The organism is Castellaniella sp. (assembly GCF_047971665.1).
Lineage (GTDB): Bacteria > Pseudomonadota > Gammaproteobacteria > Burkholderiales > Burkholderiaceae_B > Castellaniella.
Map to the genome: position 1 here is coordinate 68421 of NZ_JBKEAA010000013.1, position 17170 is coordinate 85590.

Annotated in this window: 17 protein-coding genes; 15 read left to right on the plus strand and 2 right to left on the minus strand. The window is 64.2% G+C overall.

Features of this window, described 5'->3' with window-relative positions; translation table 11 throughout:
• The first annotated feature begins 97 nt into the window (after window positions 1-97).
• The 8 genes from rpsA to cysM all read left to right on the plus strand — a co-directional run bounded on the left by rpsA (window position 98) and on the right by cysM (window position 7613).
• The gene (rpsA, locus tag ACK5JE_RS04460) at window positions 98-1810 is read left to right on the plus strand and encodes a 30S ribosomal protein S1 (RefSeq protein WP_416800495.1); all 1713 of its coding nucleotides are present in this window, start codon (window positions 98-100) and stop codon (window positions 1808-1810) included.
• Between the two features lie 8 nt (window positions 1811-1818).
• Entirely contained in the window at window positions 1819-2163 is a 345-nt protein-coding gene (locus ACK5JE_RS04465) for an integration host factor subunit beta (RefSeq protein ID WP_416800536.1), read from the plus strand.
• A 162-nt stretch (window positions 2164-2325) separates the two neighbouring features.
• Entirely contained in the window at window positions 2326-2649 is a 324-nt protein-coding gene (locus tag ACK5JE_RS04470) for a LapA family protein (protein ID WP_416800496.1), read from the plus strand.
• A gap of 16 nt (window positions 2650-2665) precedes the next feature.
• Window positions 2666-3877 (plus strand): lipopolysaccharide assembly protein LapB, encoded by a 1212-nt coding sequence (gene lapB, locus ACK5JE_RS04475; RefSeq protein ID WP_416800497.1) that lies wholly within the window; start codon window positions 2666-2668, stop codon window positions 3875-3877.
• Window positions 3874-4932 carry a D-glycero-beta-D-manno-heptose-7-phosphate kinase gene (gene rfaE1, locus ACK5JE_RS04480; protein ID WP_416800498.1) on the plus strand — a complete coding sequence of 353 codons (1059 nt, stop codon included), beginning with the start codon at window positions 3874-3876 and terminating at the stop codon, window positions 4930-4932. Before lapB ends, rfaE1 begins: the two co-directional genes overlap by 4 nt.
• A complete protein-coding gene (gene rfaD / locus ACK5JE_RS04485; RefSeq protein WP_416800499.1) occupies window positions 4929-5933 on the plus strand; it encodes an ADP-glyceromanno-heptose 6-epimerase in 1005 nt (334 codons plus the stop codon). The genes rfaE1 and rfaD overlap by 4 nt, the downstream gene beginning before the upstream one ends.
• A 128-nt stretch (window positions 5934-6061) precedes the next feature.
• Window positions 6062-6598 carry a ComEA family DNA-binding protein gene (locus ACK5JE_RS04490; protein ID WP_416800500.1) on the plus strand — a complete coding sequence of 179 codons (537 nt, stop codon included), beginning with the start codon at window positions 6062-6064 and terminating at the stop codon, window positions 6596-6598.
• A gap of 109 nt (window positions 6599-6707) precedes the next feature.
• Window positions 6708-7613, plus strand: coding sequence for a cysteine synthase CysM (cysM, locus tag ACK5JE_RS04495; RefSeq protein WP_416800501.1), 906 nt, complete (start codon window positions 6708-6710; stop codon window positions 7611-7613).
• 87 nt (window positions 7614-7700) lie between these two features.
• Here the strand turns inward: cysM and mltB are convergent, their stop codons facing one another.
• Window positions 7701-8894: a lytic murein transglycosylase B gene (gene mltB / locus ACK5JE_RS04500; RefSeq protein WP_416800502.1), complete on the minus strand. Its 1194-nt coding sequence runs from the start codon at window positions 8892-8894 to the stop codon at window positions 7701-7703.
• Between the two features lie 10 nt (window positions 8895-8904).
• On the opposite strand from mltB, the gene ACK5JE_RS04505 reads away from it, so the two are divergent.
• The 6 genes from ACK5JE_RS04505 (at window position 8905) to argE (ending at window position 15493) form a co-directional block, all read left to right on the plus strand.
• On the plus strand, window positions 8905-9828 hold the full coding sequence (locus ACK5JE_RS04505) for a histone deacetylase family protein (protein WP_416800503.1): 924 nt from the start codon (window positions 8905-8907) through the stop codon (window positions 9826-9828).
• Between the two features lie 75 nt (window positions 9829-9903).
• Window positions 9904-10653, plus strand: a complete 750-nt coding sequence (locus ACK5JE_RS04510; RefSeq protein ID WP_416800504.1) for an electron transfer flavoprotein subunit beta/FixA family protein — start codon at window positions 9904-9906, stop codon at window positions 10651-10653.
• Window positions 10654-11583: an electron transfer flavoprotein subunit alpha/FixB family protein gene (locus tag ACK5JE_RS04515; protein ID WP_416800505.1), complete on the plus strand. Its 930-nt coding sequence runs from the start codon at window positions 10654-10656 to the stop codon at window positions 11581-11583. It abuts the gene before it with no gap.
• 82 nt (window positions 11584-11665) lie between these two features.
• Complete coding sequence (locus ACK5JE_RS04520; RefSeq protein ID WP_416800506.1) at window positions 11666-13480, plus strand: acyl-CoA dehydrogenase; 1815 nt, start codon at window positions 11666-11668, stop codon at window positions 13478-13480.
• 150 nt (window positions 13481-13630) lie between these two features.
• Entirely contained in the window at window positions 13631-14272 is a 642-nt protein-coding gene (locus ACK5JE_RS04525) for a peroxiredoxin (RefSeq protein WP_416800507.1), read from the plus strand.
• A 45-nt stretch (window positions 14273-14317) separates the two neighbouring features.
• Window positions 14318-15493 carry an acetylornithine deacetylase gene (argE, locus tag ACK5JE_RS04530; protein ID WP_416800508.1) on the plus strand — a complete coding sequence of 392 codons (1176 nt, stop codon included), beginning with the start codon at window positions 14318-14320 and terminating at the stop codon, window positions 15491-15493.
• A 14-nt stretch (window positions 15494-15507) separates the two neighbouring features.
• On the opposite strand, the gene ACK5JE_RS04535 is transcribed toward argE, so the two are convergent.
• Window positions 15508-16149, minus strand: coding sequence for a VOC family protein (locus tag ACK5JE_RS04535; protein ID WP_416800509.1), 642 nt, complete (start codon window positions 16147-16149; stop codon window positions 15508-15510).
• Window positions 16150-16786: 637 nt separating this feature from the next.
• On the opposite strand from ACK5JE_RS04535, the gene rplS reads away from it, so the two are divergent.
• Window positions 16787-17158 carry a 50S ribosomal protein L19 gene (rplS, locus tag ACK5JE_RS04540; protein ID WP_416800510.1) on the plus strand — a complete coding sequence of 124 codons (372 nt, stop codon included), beginning with the start codon at window positions 16787-16789 and terminating at the stop codon, window positions 17156-17158.
• Window positions 17159-17170 lie beyond the last annotated feature (12 nt).

The following is a 17170-nucleotide window of genomic DNA, read 5'->3' on the forward strand; positions in this document are numbered from 1 at the left end:
ACGGCGCAGCCTTTGTCGGACAGGATGTTTTTCACTCCGCCGGGCATTTTGTCCGGCGTGTCATGATTGCCCCTCGGGGCGTATGGATCTATCGTTCATGTCCACCCTTACCACTGAAGCCGCCCTGGGCGGTGAAAGCTTTGCCGATCTGTTTGCTGCCAGCATCAAGGATCAGAATATGCGCTCCGGCGAGGTCATCTCCGCCGAAGTCGTGCGCGTCGACCACAATTTCGTGGTGGTCAACGCCGGCCTCAAGTCCGAGGCCTACATTCCTCTCGACGAATTCCTGAATGATCAGGGCGACCTGGAAGTGCAGGGGGGCGATTTCGTCTCCGTGGCCATTGATTCCCTGGAAAACGGCTATGGCGACACCATCCTGTCGCGTGATCGCGCCAAGCGCCTGTCGGCCTGGCTGCAGCTCGAACAGGCACTGGAGTCCGGCGAGCTTGTCAACGGCACCATCACCGGCAAGGTCAAGGGCGGTCTGACGGTCATGACCAATGGCATCCGCGCATTCCTGCCGGGTTCGCTGGTCGACCTGCGTCCCGTCAAGGACACCACCCCCTACGAAGGCAAGACCCTCGAATTCAAGGTCATCAAGCTCGATCGCAAGCGCAACAACGTCGTGCTGTCGCGCCGCGCGGTGCTCGAGGCCAGCATGGGCGAGGAACGCGAAAAGCTGCTCGAAACCCTGCACGAAGGCGCCATCGTCAAGGGCATCGTCAAGAACATCACCGACTACGGTGCGTTCGTGGACCTGGGCGGTATCGACGGTCTGCTGCACATCACCGACATGGCCTGGCGTCGTGTCCGCCACCCGTCCGAAGTGCTGCAGGTGGGTCAGGAAATCGAAGCCAAGGTTCTCAAGTTCGATCAGGAAAAATCCCGCGTCTCACTGGGCGTCAAGCAACTGGGCGAAGATCCCTGGATCGGCCTGGGCCGCCGCTACCCGCAAGGCACCCGCCTGTTCGGCAAGGTCACCAACCTGACCGACTACGGTGCGTTCGTGGAAGTCGAAGCCGGCATCGAGGGTCTGGTGCACGTCTCCGAAATGGACTGGACCAACAAGAACGTCGATCCGCGCAAGGTCGTCACCCTGGGTGAGGAAGTCGAGGTCATGGTCCTGGAAATCGACGAGGACCGTCGCCGCATCTCGCTGGGCATGAAGCAATGCCGCCCGAATCCCTGGGAGGATTTCGCTTCCAACTTCAAGCGTGGTGACAAGGTCCACGGCGCCATCAAGTCGATCACCGATTTCGGTGTGTTCGTCGGCCTGCCCGGCGGCATCGACGGTCTGGTGCACCTGTCCGACATCTCCTGGTCCGAAACCGGCGAAGAGGCAGTGCGCAACTTCAAGAAGGGCGACGAGATCGACGCCGTGGTGCTGGGTATCGACACCGAGAAGGAACGCATTTCCCTGGGCATCAAACAGCTCGAAGGCGATCCGTTCAACAATTTCGTGTCCACCTACGACAAGGGCGCCGTCCTGTCGGGTACCGTGAAATCCGTTGAACCCAAGGGCGCCGTCGTGACGCTGTCCGTGGACGTCGAAGGCTACCTGCGCGCCTCGGAAATCTCCGCTGGCCGTGTCGAGGATGCCACCACGGTGCTGCATGCCGGCGATCAGGTCGAAGCCATGATCATCAACATCGATCGCAAGGCGCGTTCGATCCAGCTGTCGATCAAGGCGCGTGACAACGCAGAAACGGCCGAAACCATTCAGCGCATGACAGAAGCCAGCGCCTCCTCGGGCACCACCAACCTGGGTGCCCTGCTGAAGGCCAAGCTCGACCAGCAGCGCGACGAGTGATGCCTGGCCTGACCAAGTCCGAGCTCATCGCCGTGCTGGCGGGCCGTTACCCTCAGTTGGCGGCCCGTGACATGGATATTGCAGTCAAGACCGTCCTGGACGCGATGGCTGATGCGCTGGCCCAGGGTCAGCGCATCGAAATCCGCGGCTTCGGCAGCTTTTCCCTTTCGCGACGTCAGCCGCGTGTGGGGCGCAATCCCAAGTCGGGTGAAAAAGTGCATGTGCCAGCCAAGCTGGTGCCGCATTTCAAGCCAGGCAAAGAACTGCGCGAGCGCGTCGACCAGGGGCCTGGCGGCACAGATGTGGATGAGCCCGCTACCGTGGCCGATCTGTATCATGCCCGGATGATGTAGCGATTCAGGCATGGACCGTTCATGAACAGTCCATGCGGGCCGCGCGATCCGGTCAATGGAACGGGTGATGCCTCGCAAGAGGCACCGCCCGTTTTTCTTGGGTTTTTTTGACCCTTCCTCTTTGCGTTTACAATAGCGCGATTGTCCTGAGGAGCTTGTCGCATGCGCTATCTGGTCTGGATTCTGCGGCTGGTGATTTTCATCATCGTGCTGCTTTTCGCCCTGAAGAACACTGCGCCGGTGGATGTCGGCTTGTTCGCAGATCGCGTGTTCAGCCAGATCCCGCTGATCGTCGTGATGCTCGCGGCTTTTGTGCTGGGCGCAATCTTCGGCTTGCTCATGGCCGCGACCTCCATGCTGCGCCGCCGGCGTGAAATCAACCGGCTGCGCCGCGAGCTTGCCCGCGCCCAGGAGGCCCTGGGCCGTCCCCAGTCCGCGTCCGCGCCGGTGATCCCCGAAACCGTGGCGCCGTTGGCGCCTTTGTGAATTCCGAGGGCGGGTCGTGGATTTTGAGCCCTGGTGGCTGATTAGCATTCCCGTGCTGTTTGGCCTGGGGTGGCTGGCCGCGCGTTTTGACTTTCGCCAGATGCTCTCGGAGACCAGGGCACTGCCGGATTCCTATTTCAAAGGGCTGAATTTCCTGCTCAATGAGCAGCCCGATCGCGCCATCGACGCCTTTGTCGAGGTGGCCAAGCTGGACCCCGAGACCACCGAACTGCATTTTGCCTTGGGCAGCCTGTTTCGCCGCCGCGGCGAAATCGAGCGCGCCATCCGTGTGCACCAGAGCCTGCTTTCGCGTGGAGATCTGCCCCTGCCGGATCGCGAGAACGCCCAATTGGCGCTGGCCCAGGATTTTCTCAAGGCCGGCATGCTGGATCGCGCCGAGCAGGGCTTCGAGGCTGTGCTGCAGACCCGTCATGTCCTGGAGGCCTTGCGCGCCCTGATCCGCATCCATGAGTCCGAGCATGACTGGGACAAGGCGATCGATACGGTCCAGCAATTGCGCGGCCGCACCGATGAGGCCATCCCGCAACTGGCGCATTACCACTGCGAGCGGGCTCAGACGCTGATGGAATCCAAGACGCCCGATTTCGAGGCGGCCGCCCTGGCGCTGGATGCCGCCGAGCATGCCGCGCGCCAGAACGGCTCCACATCGGCGTCCGAGACGCGGGTGCGCATGCTGCGCGCCCGCTGGGCGGCGCTGCACAATGACCTGGAGTCTCAGCGCGCGTATCTGCAGGATGTGCTGTCCTCCGCGCCGGAATACGCCGGCCTGGTGGCCCAGCCCTTGCTGGATAGCCACGTAGCGCTGGGTCGCGCCGCCGAAGGCCTGGCACTGCTGCGCGCGCAGTACGACCGGCTGCCGACGCTCGACCTGTTCAATGTGATTTTTCGTGCCTTGCGGGCCGCAGAGGGCGCGACGCCGGCCTGGACCTTTGCCCGTCAGGCGTTGCGCGCGCATCCTTCGCTGCTGGGCCTCGATCGGCTGCTGGAGGTCGAACTCGCCCAGAGCGATGAGATCGCCCCCGCGGATCCTCTGGTGCCCGGGGCCGATCTGGGCTTGCTGCGCAGCATGATCCACAAACATACACAGCGCCTGGATCGGTACGCCTGCACACAGTGCGGCTTCGAGGCGCGACGCTATTACTGGCAGTGTCCGGGCTGCAATACTTGGGAAACCTATCAGCCCCGCCGTCTGGAGGAAATTCGATGACCACGCACCAGAGCGCAGGCCGTGCCGGCCACGGCGAGGCTGAGCGGGGCGGTTCCCCTCTGGAGTCCAAGGCCCCCCTGAGTCGTGGCGGCGGCACGCCGGCCCGTGCGCCGGCGTCCGTCACGCCATTTCCGGCCCGTGCGGCGGCGGCCGCCCGGATTCTCGTGGTCGGAGACATCATGCTGGACCGCTACTGGTTCGGCGAAGTCGATCGTATTTCGCCCGAGGCCCCTGTGCCCGTGGTGAGGGTGGCCCGCCGGGAAGACCGCCTGGGCGGCGCCGCGAATGTGGCCCGCAACATCGTGGCGCTGGGCGCCCAGGTCGGGTTGCTGGGCGTGGTCGGCGCCGATGAGGCCGGTCATCGGATCCGCACCCTGACGCGTGATGCGGGTGTGCGCGACCATCTGGTCGAGGACGTCGAAGGCATGGACACGACGCTGAAAATGCGCGTGCTGGGGCGCCAGCAGCAGTTGCTGCGGGTCGATTTTGAACAGGGGCCGGGCGGACGGGCGTTGGACATCCTGGGCGCCTGCCTGGCGGATATCCTGGCGGATTATGATCTGCTGGTGTTGTCGGATTATGCTAAAGGTGCACTGACCCAGGTCGAGCGCATGATCGAGGTGGCCCATGCCCGCGGCATTCCGGTTCTGGTCGATCCCAAGGGGCACCGCTATCTGCGCTATCGGGGCGCCACGCTGGTGACCCCCAATCGCAGCGAAATGCAGGACGCCGTTGGCCGCTGGGATTCCGAGGACGACCTGACGCATCGCGCCCAGACCCTGCGTCAGGAGCTGGCGCTCGAGGCGCTGCTGGTCACCCGTTCCGAACAGGGCATGACCCTGTACACCGCTGAAGGCCGTCAGCACGTGGACGCCCAGGCGCATGAGGTTTTCGATGTGTCCGGTGCGGGCGACACCGTGCTGGCCACCCTGGCGGTGGCCCGGGCTGCCGGCCTGGACTGGTTCGAGGCCATGGCATGGGCCAACCGCGCCGGCGGTATTGTCGTCGGCAAGCTGGGCACTTCCATCGTCACCGCAGAGGAATTGACATCATGATCGTGGTCACCGGCGCCGCCGGTTTCATTGGCAGTAATCTGGTTCGCGGCTTGAATGCGCGTGGCATCACGGATATTTTGGCGGTCGACGACCTGACCGACGGCGACAAGTTCCGCAATCTGGTCGATCTGGAGATCGCCGATTATCAGCACAAGGACGAGTTCCGTCGTCGGGTTCTGACGGGCGAACTGCCGCGTCCCGATGCCGTCTTTCATCAAGGCGCCTGCTCCGACACGACGGAGCGCGACGGCCGTTTCATGATGGACAACAATTTCCGCGTGACGCTGGAGCTGTTCGAATACTGCCAGGCCCGTGAAGTCCCTTTTCTGTATGCGTCGTCGGCAGCCGTGTATGGGGCTGGTCCGCGCTACATCGAGGAGCCGGCCTGTGAGTCGCCGCTGAACGTCTATGGCTATTCCAAGCTGCTCTTCGATCAGGTGCTGCGCCGGCGGATGGATCGGCTCACGGCCCAGGTGGTGGGCCTTCGTTATTTCAACGTCTATGGCCCGCGCGAGCAGCACAAGGGCCGGATGGCGTCGGTGGCCTTTCACAACATGAACCAATATGCCAGCGAAGGCCATGTGCGGCTGTTCGGCGGTTGGGATGGCTATCCGGATGGCGGGCAGCAGCGCGACTTCATTTTTGTCGATGACGTGGTCAGGGTGAACCTGTATTTCCTGGATCATCCGGAGGTCTCCGGCATCTTCAATTGCGGCACCGGACGCGCCCAGCCGTTCAATGATGTGGCCCAGACCGTGGTCAACAGCCTGCGCGTGCATCAGGGGCAACTGGCCTTGCCGTTGTCGGAACTGGCGGCGGGCGGGCAACTGCGCTACATCCCGTTCCCGGATGATCTGAAGGGCCGCTACCAGAGCCATACCCAGGCAGATCTGACGCAGTTGCGCGCCGCCGGGTATACCGGCGCCTTCTGCGATGTGCAGACAGGGGTGAACGCCTACATCGGTCAATTGCTCGAGTCGGGGCGGCTGGCGGTCGACTGAGCTGGACGGCTACGCGCCGTGGCGCGCTCGCGCGTGTTTTTCCGGATGGATGTTCCGGATCAAGTATCGCGCCATTGGCCCGCCACGCCGGGCATCATGACCTGACGCTCACACCACAGGAGTCGGTCATGAATCCTTTTCTGTACGATACAGCCCGCCGCTCGCGCGGCAGCGCTGCCCATCCCCGCGCATGCCGCGATACTGTGAATGCCCGCGCCTCGGACCATGCGGCCGAGGCGCTTGATGCGCGCTCGGACGGCGCAGCGGTCCGGCGTCCGGGGCGGCCACGGCCGCACAGACTGTCGCATCTGCTGGCGACGGCGGGCATCGCCGCGCTGGCCTGGGCAGGCACCGCGGGCGCGGTGGATTTGAACACGGCCACGCTGGATCAGCTGCAAAGTGTCCGCGGCATTGGCCCCAAGACGGCCCGGATCATTATCGAAGAGCGCACACGCGCGGGACATTACCGGTCGTTTACCGATCTGTCGGACCGGGTGCGGGGGATCGGACCGCGCCGGGCCCGTTCCCTGCAAGCGGCCGGCCTGACCCTCGATGGCGGCGGGCGGCTGTCCGGACAGGGGCAGGCGGCGCGTCCGACGGCCGATCAGGTCGGGTCCATCCGGCGGGCGGGTCCGGCCAAGTCCTCGCCGACAGGCCGGCGCTGAGCCTGCTGCGGCCGCCTCCAGGCGCGCGATAGGCCGTTTTGTCATAAGCATATTCCGGCCCGGGGGCGGGGGGGCGTGACGACGGGTGGGCAGGTGTATGATTTCGTCCATGAAAAGTTATCCCACCATCGAAGACATCATTGGCGCCACCCCGCTGGTGCGCCTGCAACGGCTGCCGGGCGATGTCGGCGAGTCGCGCGGCAACGTGATTCTGGCCAAACTGGAAGGTCACAACCCGGCGGGTTCGGTCAAGGACCGCGCCGCGCTGAGCATGATCCGCCAGGCCGAGTCGCGTGGCGACATCCGTCCCGGCGATACCCTCATCGAGGCGACCAGCGGCAATACGGGCATTGCGCTGGCCATGGCCGCCGCCGTGCGCGGCTACCGCATGATCCTGATCATGCCGGACAATTCCTCGCAGGAGCGTTGCGCCGCCATGACGGCATACGGGGCCGAACTCATCCTGACGCCTGCCCAGGGCGGGGGCATGGAATACGCCCGCGATCTGGCCTTGCAGATGCAATCCGAAGGCAAGGGCAAGGTGCTGGATCAATTTTCCAATGCGGACAATCCCCGCGCCCATTACGAAACCACCGGCCCCGAAATCTGGGCGCAGACCGATGGGCGGATCACGCACTTCGTCAGCGCCATGGGCACGACCGGGACCATCATGGGTGTGGGCGCGTACTTGCGCGAGCGCAACCCGGCCGTGCGCATCATCGGGGCCCAGCCCGCAGAAGGCGCCCACATTCCTGGGATCCGCAAGTGGCCCGAGGCCTACCAACCCAGCATCTATGATCCGGCCGGTGTGGATGCTTTCGAGCCCATCACTCAGGAGCAGGCCGAAGCCATGGCCCGGCGTCTGGCCGCCGAAGAGGGCATCTTCGGCGGGATCTCCTCGGCTGGCGCCGCCGTCGCGGCCTTGCGTGTGGCAGCCACGGTGCGCGATGCCACGCTCGTCTTCATCGTGTGCGATCGGGGCGACCGCTATCTGTCGACAGGGGTCTTTGGCTGATGGCCCCGATGAACCCCCGACAAGTCCCCGAGGGGCATCGAGGGCTTTTCTCGCCGATCCCCGGTGTCCCCGGGGATGTCCGTCCCGTCAGGTGAGGGCTTCGTCCAGCTTGTTGGGATCGCCATAGCCGATGCGGTCGGCAATCTCATGCGCCAGATCGGCGACTGATGCCGCGTAGAAATAGCTGCGGTTGTAGTAGGTGATGGCAAAGAAATTGGGCGTGGCGCAGCGCATATCGTGCGTGTTGCGGGCCTCATCCTGCAGGTCGATCACCCCCAGCGCCTGGGTTTGCCAGGCTGAACCGCCGCCCGGCAGCGCGCGCAAGCCCGAGGCGCGCAGCGTATTCCAGTTGCTTTCAGGTTTCAGCCCTTCCTGGGCCAGTTGTATCGCATTGGCGGGCAGGGCCACGGGGGCAAAGACCGGCACGTTGCGCACCCAGCCGTGCGCCTGCAGATAGGCGGCGACCGAGGCGATTGCATCATCCGTATTGGAGACCAGATCGATGCGGCCGTCGCCGTCGCCGTCGACCGCGTAGCGAATCAGGCTGCCGGGCATGAATTGCGGCAAGCCGATGGCGCCTGCGAACGAGCCTTCCACGACCCGCGCATTCAGTTCTTTGCGTTGATCCAGGACGATCAGGTCGGCCAGTTGCTCGCGAAACATTGTCTGGCGTTCCGGCCGTTTGGGATCTGGGTAGCGAAAGCCCAGTGTGGCCAGGGTGTCCAGTACCCGGTGATTGCCGGTGTATTGACCATAGACGGTTTCGATGCCGATGATGGCGACGATGATCGAGGGCGGGACGCCTGTGCGGGCGCTGGCCCGGTCGATCGCGGCCCGGTGCGCCTGCCAGAATTCGACGCCTTTGCGGATTCGCACCGCATCGACGTGGCGTCGCCGATAGCTGGTCCAGGCACGGCGGATCCGGCCGGATCGCGTCGGCGGCGTCATCAGCTTGACGGCGGTCGCGTTGTAGCGCGCTTCGGCCAGGAGGGCTTCGACGTTTGCCAGGGGCAGGGCCTTGGCCTGCGCGGTTTCGCGGGCGAAGGCCCGTACTTCGGGGAGCAGGCTGCCATCGGGACCGAGAAAGTCGCCACGCGTCGGCGCAGGTTTCGCGGCAGGAGGTGTTCTGCTAGAATCAATACGATCGTTTGAAACGATCGTTTGATTTTTGGTGCCTGAAATGGTCGTGTCGGCCGGTTCGGAACCGCTGTGACTGCTGGCGCAGCCAGAAATAAAAAGCGACGCTACGGCAACTTGCAAAATACGGGTTGGTCTGAACATAATCGCCCTTATGGAGACACTCTATATTACTCATCCGGCCTGCCGTTTGCATGAAATGGGGGCCTGGCATCCGGAATCGCCTCAGCGCCTGGATGCTGTGGCCGATCAACTGGCCGCCAGCGGCCTGATGGACTTCCTGTCTCACCGCACGGCGCGTCCGGCCGAGCCTGAACATGTGCTGCGTGTGCATACGCCGGAATACCTGGCGTTCTTGCGCCAGCACGCGCCCGCGCACGGCTATTTTCCGCTGGATCCGGACACGATCATGAGTCCGGATACGCTGCAGGCCGCCTGGGCGGCGGCAGGCGCGGGCGTGACGGCGCTGGACGAGATTTTCGCGGGCCGGGCACAGACGGCATTCTGCGCCGTTCGCCCGCCGGGCCATCATGCGCGCCCCGGGCAGGCGCTGGGATTCTGCTTTTTCAACAACATCGCCGTCGCGGCTCGTCATGCGCTGGATCATTACGGTCTGTCGCGCGTGGCCATCGTGGATTTTGATGTCCATCACGGCAATGGCACCGAGGAATCCCTGGCGGGCGATGACCGGGTCATGATGTGCAGCTTCTACCAATACCCGTTGTTCCCGGATACTCGCCAGGAGAATCCGGGGCCGAACATGATCAATGTGCCTGTCGATGCCTATTCGGCCGGCGATGTGATTCGTCCCATCGTGTCGGAGCGCTGGCAGCCGGCGCTGCGTGGTTTCCGGCCCGAGCTGATCCTGGTGTCGGCGGGCTTCGATGCGCATCGCGAAGACGAGATGGGCAACCTGAAACTGGTCGAGGCGGATTACGCCTGGATCACCAAACGTCTGGTCGAGATCGCGGCCGAATCCGCCCAGGGGCGGATCGTCAGCTTTCTCGAAGGCGGTTACGACCTGTCCGCCCTGGGGCGCAGCGCTGTGGCGCATGTGCGGGCGCTGGGCGGTTACTGATGAGGCTGTGCAGGGCGCGATCCGTCGCTGCCGTGTGCGGCCATCCTGTTTTCTTTTCATTCTGGAGTATGCTCGATGAAGGTCCTGGTACCGGTCAAGCGCGTGGTTGACTACAACGTCAAGGTACGCGTCAAATCCGATCACACTGGCGTGGATATCGCCAACGTCAAGATGTCCATGAATCCGTTCGACGAAATTGCGGTCGAGGAGGCCACCCGCCTGAAGGAAAAGGGCGCTGCCGCCGAGATCGTGGCGGTGTCGTGCGGCGTGGCGCAATGCCAGGAAACGCTGCGCACGGCCATGGCGATCGGGGCCGACCGGGGCATTCTGGTGCAGACCGATGCCGAATTGCAGCCGCTGGCCGTGGCCAAGCTGCTCAAGGCCCTGGTGGACAAGGAGCAGCCCGGCCTGGTGGTTCTGGGCAAGCAGGCGATCGACGATGACGCCAATCAGACCGGCCAGATGCTGGCCGCGCTGCTGGATTGGCCGCAGGCGACCAATGCCAGCAAGGTCGAGGTTCAGGGCGATCGGGTGCAAGTGACCCGCGAAGTCGATGGCGGTCTGGAGACCCTCAGCCTGGCGCTGCCGGCCATCATCACCACCGACCTGCGTCTGAACGAGCCGCGCTACGTGACGTTGCCCAACATCATGAAAGCCAAGAAAAAACCCCTGGAAACCATGGCGCCCGACGCCCTGGGCGTGGATGTCGCGCCGCGGCTGAAGACACTCAAGGTCACCGAGCCGCCCAGCCGTTCGGCCGGCGTGATCGTGCCCGATGTGGCGACTCTGGTGGACAAACTCAAGAACGAAGCGAAGGTGGTGTAAATGAGCATTCTGGTTATTGCTGAACATGACAACGCCCAGTTGGGCGCCGCAACCCGCAACGCGGTGGCTGCGGCGGCCGCCATCGGAGGCGAGGTGCACGTGCTGGTGGCGGGCGCCGACGCGCAGGCCGTTGCCGATCAGGCCGCTCGGGTGGCTTCGGTGAACAAGGTGTTGCTGGCCGATGGCCCGGCCCTGGCCGATGGTCTGGCCGAGAATCTGGCCGCGCAGGTGCTGGCCGTGGCCGGCAGTTACGGTCACATTCTGTTCGCGGCGACGGTCTCGGGCAAGAATGTCGCTCCGCGTGTCGCGGCCAAGCTCGATGTTGCGCAAATTTCCGATATCGTGGCCGTCGAGTCGGCCGATACGTTCGTGCGGCCGATCTACGCGGGCAACGCTCTGGCGACAGTCCAGTCGGCCGATGCCAAGAAGGTCGTCACCGTGCGGACCACGGCGTTCGATCCGGTGGCCGCCACGGGCGGTTCGGCCGCGGTCGAGAAGATCGATGCCGTGGCTGATTCGGGCAAGTCGTCGTTCGTGGGCCGTGAGCTCGCCAAGAGCGACCGCCCCGAGTTGACCGCCGCTTCGGTGGTGGTGTCGGGCGGCCGCGGGCTGGGAAGCGCCGAGAATTTCAAGATCCTGGACCCGTTGGCCGACAAGCTGGGCGCGGCGCTGGGCGCTTCGCGCGCGGCCGTGGATGCCGGTTATGCGCCCAATGACTGGCAGGTCGGGCAGACCGGCAAGATCGTGGCGCCGCAACTGTACGTGGCCATCGGGATTTCAGGCGCGATCCAGCATCTGGCGGGGATGAAGGACTCGAAGGTGATCGTGGCGATCAACAAGGACGCCGAGGCGCCGATTTTCGGTGTCGCCGATTACGGCCTGGTGGCCGACCTGTTCCAGGCCGTGCCCGAGCTGGTTCAGGCGCTCTAGGCCAGCCAGTCACGCGCTCTCCCGCAGGAGAGCGCGTCGTTTCATGCGGGAGCCCGCGCTCCTGCGCACCACAGGAATTGTCATGACATACCAGGTTCCCACTCAGGATATCCGTTTCATTTTGCACGAACTGGCCGATCTGCCGGGCGTGCTGGCACTGCCGGGTTTCGAAGAGGTCTCCGCCGACCTTGTCGATGCCGTATTGGAGGAAAATGCGCGTTTCGTCGAGCAGGAAATCGCGCCGCTGAATCGTGCGGGCGACACCGAGCCGGCGCGCTGGAGCGAGACGGGAGTGAGCACCACGCCTGGTTTCAAGGCGGCGTTCCAGGCCTTTGCGCAAGGCGGCTGGCAGGGGCTGCCGCACGAGGCGGAATTCGGCGGCCAGGGCCTGCCCAGGATCGTCTCGGCGCCGGTCACCGAGAGCCTCAACGCGGGCAACCTGGCCTTTTCGTTGTGTCCGCTGCTGACCGATGGCGTGATCGAGGCCCTGTCCATGGTGGGATCGGACACGCAAAAGGCCCGCTTCATCCCGCCCATGCTGGAGGGCCGCTGGACGGGGACCATGAATCTGACCGAGCCGCAGGCCGGTTCCGACCTGGCCTTGCTCAAGACCCGCGCGGTGCAGCAGGCTGACGGCAGCTACCGCATTTCCGGCCAGAAGATCTTCATCACCTATGGAGATCACGACATGGCCGAAAACATCATCCACCTGGTGCTGGCGCGCACCCCGGATGCGCCCAAGGGCGTCAAGGGCATTTCCCTGTTCATCGTGCCCAAATTCCTCGTCAAGGAAGACGGCAGCCCGGGCGCCCGCAACGATGTGGTGTGCGCCTCTCTGGAGCACAAGCTCGGGATTCACGGCAGCCCGACGGCCGTGCTGCTGTACGGCTCCGGCCAGGGCGAGGCTGGCGAGGGCGGGGCGGTCGGCTATTTGATCGGTGAGGAAAACCGCGGCCTGGAATACATGTTCATCATGATGAATGCCGCGCGCTATGCGGTGGGGTTGCAGGGCATCGCGGTGTCCGAGCGCGCGTTGCAGCATGCGGCGGCCTACGCGGCCGAACGGATCCAGGGCAACGCCCTGGAAGGCTCTGCGGGGCCGGTCCCGATCGTCCGCCATCCCGACGTGTCGCGCATGCTCGGGATCATGCGCGGCCTGACCGAGGGCGCGCGTGCCATGGCCTATGTGGCCGCCGGCTATCGGGACAAGGCGTCCCGTCTGACCGATGAGGCGCAGCGGGCCCGCTGCAAGGCGACGTATGAATATTTCGTCCCGATCGTCAAGGGATTCTCCACGGAATCGGCCGTCGAGGTGGCTTCTCTGGGGGTGCAGGTGCATGGCGGCATGGGTTTCATCGAGGAAACCGGTGCGGCCCAGTATTACCGGGACGCACGCATTCTGCCCATCTATGAGGGCACCACGGCGATCCAGGCCAATGATTTCATCGGCCGCAAGCTGGTGCGCGACGGCGGCGCCGTCGCGCGCGAACAGATCGCCGGAATGCGCGATACGGCTGCGGCGCTGCGCGCGGCCGGTGGGGTGCATGCCGAAGCGCTGGGCATGATCGGTCAACGTCTGGAAACCGCGGCCGGAGCCTATGAGACGGCGCTGGCGTTCGTCCTCGAGCACATCCGGGAGGACATCCGGGGGGTTTTCACGGGCAGTGTCTCGTGCCTGATGCTGGCGGGGACGGTTCATGCCGGGTGGCAATTGGGGCGTTCCGCGCTGGCCGCCGCGACCGCCATCGGCGAGGGTTCCACCGATGTCTTCCATTCGAACAAGATTGCCACCGCGGTACAGTACGCGGCGCATGTGCTGCCGCGCGCGCTGTCGCTGCAGTCCGCCATCGGAGATGGCGGACTGGCGGATCGTTATGTGCGCCAGACGCAGCAATAACACGCGGTGTCGATCTGTCGCGGGATGCGGATATATAAATAACTATCTGGTATTTCAATGTGATTCTTTATTCTGCAAGAATCTTAAGTGTCTAAACTAATTTGCCGCCCGGATCATCCGGGCGGCAGACACTTGAAACAGGAGTTATTCATGGCCACGCTGCGTCTGGGCGATACCGCCCCTGATTTTGAACAGGACTCTTCCCAGGGGAGGATCAAGTTCCACGAGTTTCTGGGGGACGGCTGGGGCGTCCTGTTTTCCCATCCGGCCGATTTCACACCGGTCTGCACCACCGAGCTGGGCTACACCGCTGTGCTCTCGGGTGAGTTCGCCAAGCGCGGCGCCAAGGTGATTGCCTTGTCCGTCGATGGCAAGCAGTCCCATCTGGACTGGATCAAGGACATCAACGACACCCAGAAGACCGAGGTCAATTATCCGATCCTGGCCGATGAGGACCGCAAGGTCGCGACCCTCTACGACATGATCCACCCGAATGCCAGCGCCACTGCGACGGTGCGTTCGGTGTTCGTCATCGATCCGAACAAGAAGATCCGCCTGATCCTGACCTATCCGGCCAGCACGGGGCGCAATTTCGACGAGATCCTGCGCGCGTTGGATTCCCTGCAATTGACCGACAACTACAGTGTGGCGACACCGGTGAACTGGAAGCAGGGCGAGGACGTCATCATCGTGCCGACACTCAAGGATCCGGCGGTGCTGAAGGAAAAATTCCCCAAGGGCTATACCGAAATCCGTCCCTACCTGCGCACGACGCCGCAGCCGGATCGCTGATCAACGGCGGGAATGCCGCCTCGCGGGTCGGATAACCTCTCATTCATGAACCGCACAAGCACACGCGAATGGCTGCGCCGGCTGGTTGCTTTCGATACGACCAGCCGGCATTCCAATCTCGCGATGATCGAGACGATCCGCGACGCGCTGGCCGCGCATGGCATCGCGTCCGAGCTGACCTACGCGCCGGCGGGCAACAAAGCCAATCTGTTCGCCACGCTTCCCGCGCAGGACGGCGCGACGCAGGGCGGAATCGTGCTCTCGGGGCATACCGATGTCGTGCCGGTGGATGGCCAGGATTGGCGTTCGGATCCCTTTGCGCTCACCGAAAGAGATGGCCGGCTGTATGGCCGCGGCACGGCGGACATGAAGGGCTTCATCGCGGCCTCGCTGGCCCTGGTGCCTCATTTTCTGTCCCTTGAGCGTCGCAAATCCTTGCATCTGGCCTTTTCCTACGATGAGGAGGTCGGCTGTCTGGGCGCCCCTGTCATGCTCGAGGCGCTCAGGCGGCGCGGTGTGCGCGCCGAGGGCTGTGTGGTGGGCGAACCCACCGGGATGCGCGTGGTGGTGGCGCACAAAGGCATGAATCTGTACCGCTGCCGGGTGCACGGAAAAGCCGCGCATTCCTCGCTGACACCGCATGGCTGCAATGCCGTCGAATATGCGGCCCGCCTGATCTGCCGGATACGGGATCTGGCCGATCAGCTCCGGTCCGAGGGACCCTACGACGAGGCGTTCGATGTGCCTTTCACCACGATGGGCACCAACCTGATCGCCGGCGGCATCGCGGTCAACACCATTCCGGATTCGTGCGAGTTCAGCTACGAGTTCCGCAATCTTCCCGGCCTGTCACCGGACGATATCCAGGACAGGATCGATGCCTGCATCCAGACGGAGTTGCTGCCTCGCATGCGTCAGGAATATGACGCGGCCCGCGTCGAAATCGACGCCTTGCCCGTGGTGGTTCCCTCGCTTGAGACCGCCGAACATGAGGCCATCACCCGGCTGGCGCGCGCCTTGACCGGTGACAACGCGATCAGCAAGGTGAGTTACGGGACAGAGGCGGGACAATTCCAGAATGCCGGCATCCCTGCGGTCATCTGTGGCCCGGGGCACATCGAGCAGGCGCATCGGGCCGACGAGTTCATCGACATCGCGCAACTGGATGCTTGCGAGGGGTTTCTGCGCAAGCTGGCGGATTCGTTGGTGGACAGACCCTAGGGAAACGCCAGTCTTCATCCTTGCAGAATCCGGCGCCCTTGCGGCGTGTCGATGTGCGCGATCAGGCGCGCCGCAGCATCGGGCCCGGCCGGGCGCACGGCAACCGGCGCGTCCAGTGCCAACGATGCCAGCAGGCAGCGGACACGCTCCGGGTCCGGGTGCAGGATCTCGAGTTGAACGAGCGTACATCCCTTGTCGTCCATCCGGGAGGCCGGATGGACGTCGTCCTGCCACTGGATGAGGGCAGGCGCAATGCCGTCCAAGGGCACCGAATTGTCGACGGACAGGGTGATGCGCCAGTCGAGCGTACCCCGGCTCATGGATTCTATGTTTCCCAGCGGCTCCAGGGCCGCCGCCGCCGTGGTGGTGATATCGGTGCTGCGCACGACCCATGTGGAGAGCGACGGCGCGGACCGGGGGTGCAGTTGGTCGAGGCCGAACCAGCGGGGCCGGTCGGGGGGGCGGGCCGCCGGATTGGGGGCGATCACCTCCAGGTACATAGTGTCGCCGAGACGAAGCAACTGATTATGGGTGCCCATGCGCGGGTGTTCGCCACCGGCCTGCGGCGCCACGCCCAGGGTCTGAGTCACGAATGTGGCGCCGGCCTCCAGTGAGAATGCCGTGATGACGATGTGGTCGAGAAAAGCAGGCGGCATGCGATGTCCTCCAGAGAAAAAACACTGTACGCCGTTTATCGCCATGCCGGCAGAAGTTCGCCGGGCGCCGGCGAGCCAGCAGGCCGGGAGGCGGGGAGGTCAGGCAAGGGGACTTGTGCCGGACACTGTTTTTTTGTACAGTACCCACAAGCACTGTACAAAACCACAGTTTCGGCAATTCTGGTGCCGAGCGCATTCGGGAGATTCGACATGGCTGGATCGATGACTGGAAACGGGGCCTTGACCTGGGCGATTGCGGGGGCCGCCTGGCGCCGGCCGCAGCGAGACATGACGCATGCCGCGCATGCAAAAACATCAGGTATGTTGCAGGGCCCCTGGGTATCGGGCGGCTCGTGGGGCGGACGTCCCGCGGGACGCGTGGCTCGCCGGGCGCATGCGATGCCTGTGCGGCAGACGGTCCGGGCGCATCGGCCTCGTGCCGGGCGGCGGTTCGGCTGGCGCCGCATGGTGGCATTGACGGGGGATGTGCTCATGGTGCTGACTTGGGCGGCCATGATTCCGGGCATCTTGTGGTTGGGTACAGTGGCCGGCTTCTGATATAATCTCTGGTTTGCATCCTCTGGTCCGGTATTCCCATATATCCACGCCCGGTGTCCACGATGCCTTGGAGCCTGTCTTGAACCTGATCGAAACCCTCGAAAAAGAAGAAATCGCGCGCCTGACCGAAGGCCGCACCATTCCTGAATTCGGCCCTGGCGACACGGTCATCGTGAGCGTCAACGTGGTCGAAGGTTCGCGCAAGCGGACCCAGGCCTACGAAGGCGTGGTCATTGCCCGCCGCAACCGTGGCCTGAATTCCGCCTTTACCGTGCGCAAGATCTCGTCGGGCGAAGCCGTCGAACGGACCTTCCAGCTGTATTCGCCGCAGATCGCCTCGATCGAGGTCAAGCGTCGCGGCGATGTCCGCCGTGCTAAACTGTATTATCTGCGCAACCTGACGGGCAAGGCCGCTCGCATCAAGGAAAAGCTGGTTCGCAAGGCCGTCTGATCACGGCACCGC

What these genes read in the sequence shown, in the direction of transcription:
- rfaD (WP_416800499.1), top strand. Translation starts at nt 4,929, where the DNA reads ATGATCGTGGTCACCGGCGCCGCCGGTTTCATTGGCAGTAATCTGGTT.
- rpsA (WP_416800495.1), top strand. Translation starts at nt 98, where the DNA reads ATGTCCACCCTTACCACTGAAGCCGCCCTGGGCGGTGAAAGCTTTGCC.
- ACK5JE_RS04515 (WP_416800505.1), top strand. Translation starts at nt 10,654, where the DNA reads ATGAGCATTCTGGTTATTGCTGAACATGACAACGCCCAGTTGGGCGCC.
- ACK5JE_RS04490 (WP_416800500.1), top strand. Translation starts at nt 6,062, where the DNA reads ATGAATCCTTTTCTGTACGATACAGCCCGCCGCTCGCGCGGCAGCGCT.
- argE (WP_416800508.1), top strand. Translation starts at nt 14,318, where the DNA reads ATGAACCGCACAAGCACACGCGAATGGCTGCGCCGGCTGGTTGCTTTC.
- cysM (WP_416800501.1), top strand. Translation starts at nt 6,708, where the DNA reads ATGAAAAGTTATCCCACCATCGAAGACATCATTGGCGCCACCCCGCTG.
- rfaE1 (WP_416800498.1), top strand. Translation starts at nt 3,874, where the DNA reads ATGACCACGCACCAGAGCGCAGGCCGTGCCGGCCACGGCGAGGCTGAG.
- ACK5JE_RS04505 (WP_416800503.1), top strand. Translation starts at nt 8,905, where the DNA reads ATGGAGACACTCTATATTACTCATCCGGCCTGCCGTTTGCATGAAATG.
- ACK5JE_RS04520 (WP_416800506.1), top strand. Translation starts at nt 11,666, where the DNA reads ATGACATACCAGGTTCCCACTCAGGATATCCGTTTCATTTTGCACGAA.
- ACK5JE_RS04535 (WP_416800509.1), bottom strand. Translation starts at nt 16,149, where the DNA reads ATGCCGCCTGCTTTTCTCGACCACATCGTCATCACGGCATTCTCACTG.
- ACK5JE_RS04470 (WP_416800496.1), top strand. Translation starts at nt 2,326, where the DNA reads ATGCGCTATCTGGTCTGGATTCTGCGGCTGGTGATTTTCATCATCGTG.
- ACK5JE_RS04525 (WP_416800507.1), top strand. Translation starts at nt 13,631, where the DNA reads ATGGCCACGCTGCGTCTGGGCGATACCGCCCCTGATTTTGAACAGGAC.
- ACK5JE_RS04510 (WP_416800504.1), top strand. Translation starts at nt 9,904, where the DNA reads ATGAAGGTCCTGGTACCGGTCAAGCGCGTGGTTGACTACAACGTCAAG.
- mltB (WP_416800502.1), bottom strand. Translation starts at nt 8,894, where the DNA reads ATGTTCAGACCAACCCGTATTTTGCAAGTTGCCGTAGCGTCGCTTTTT.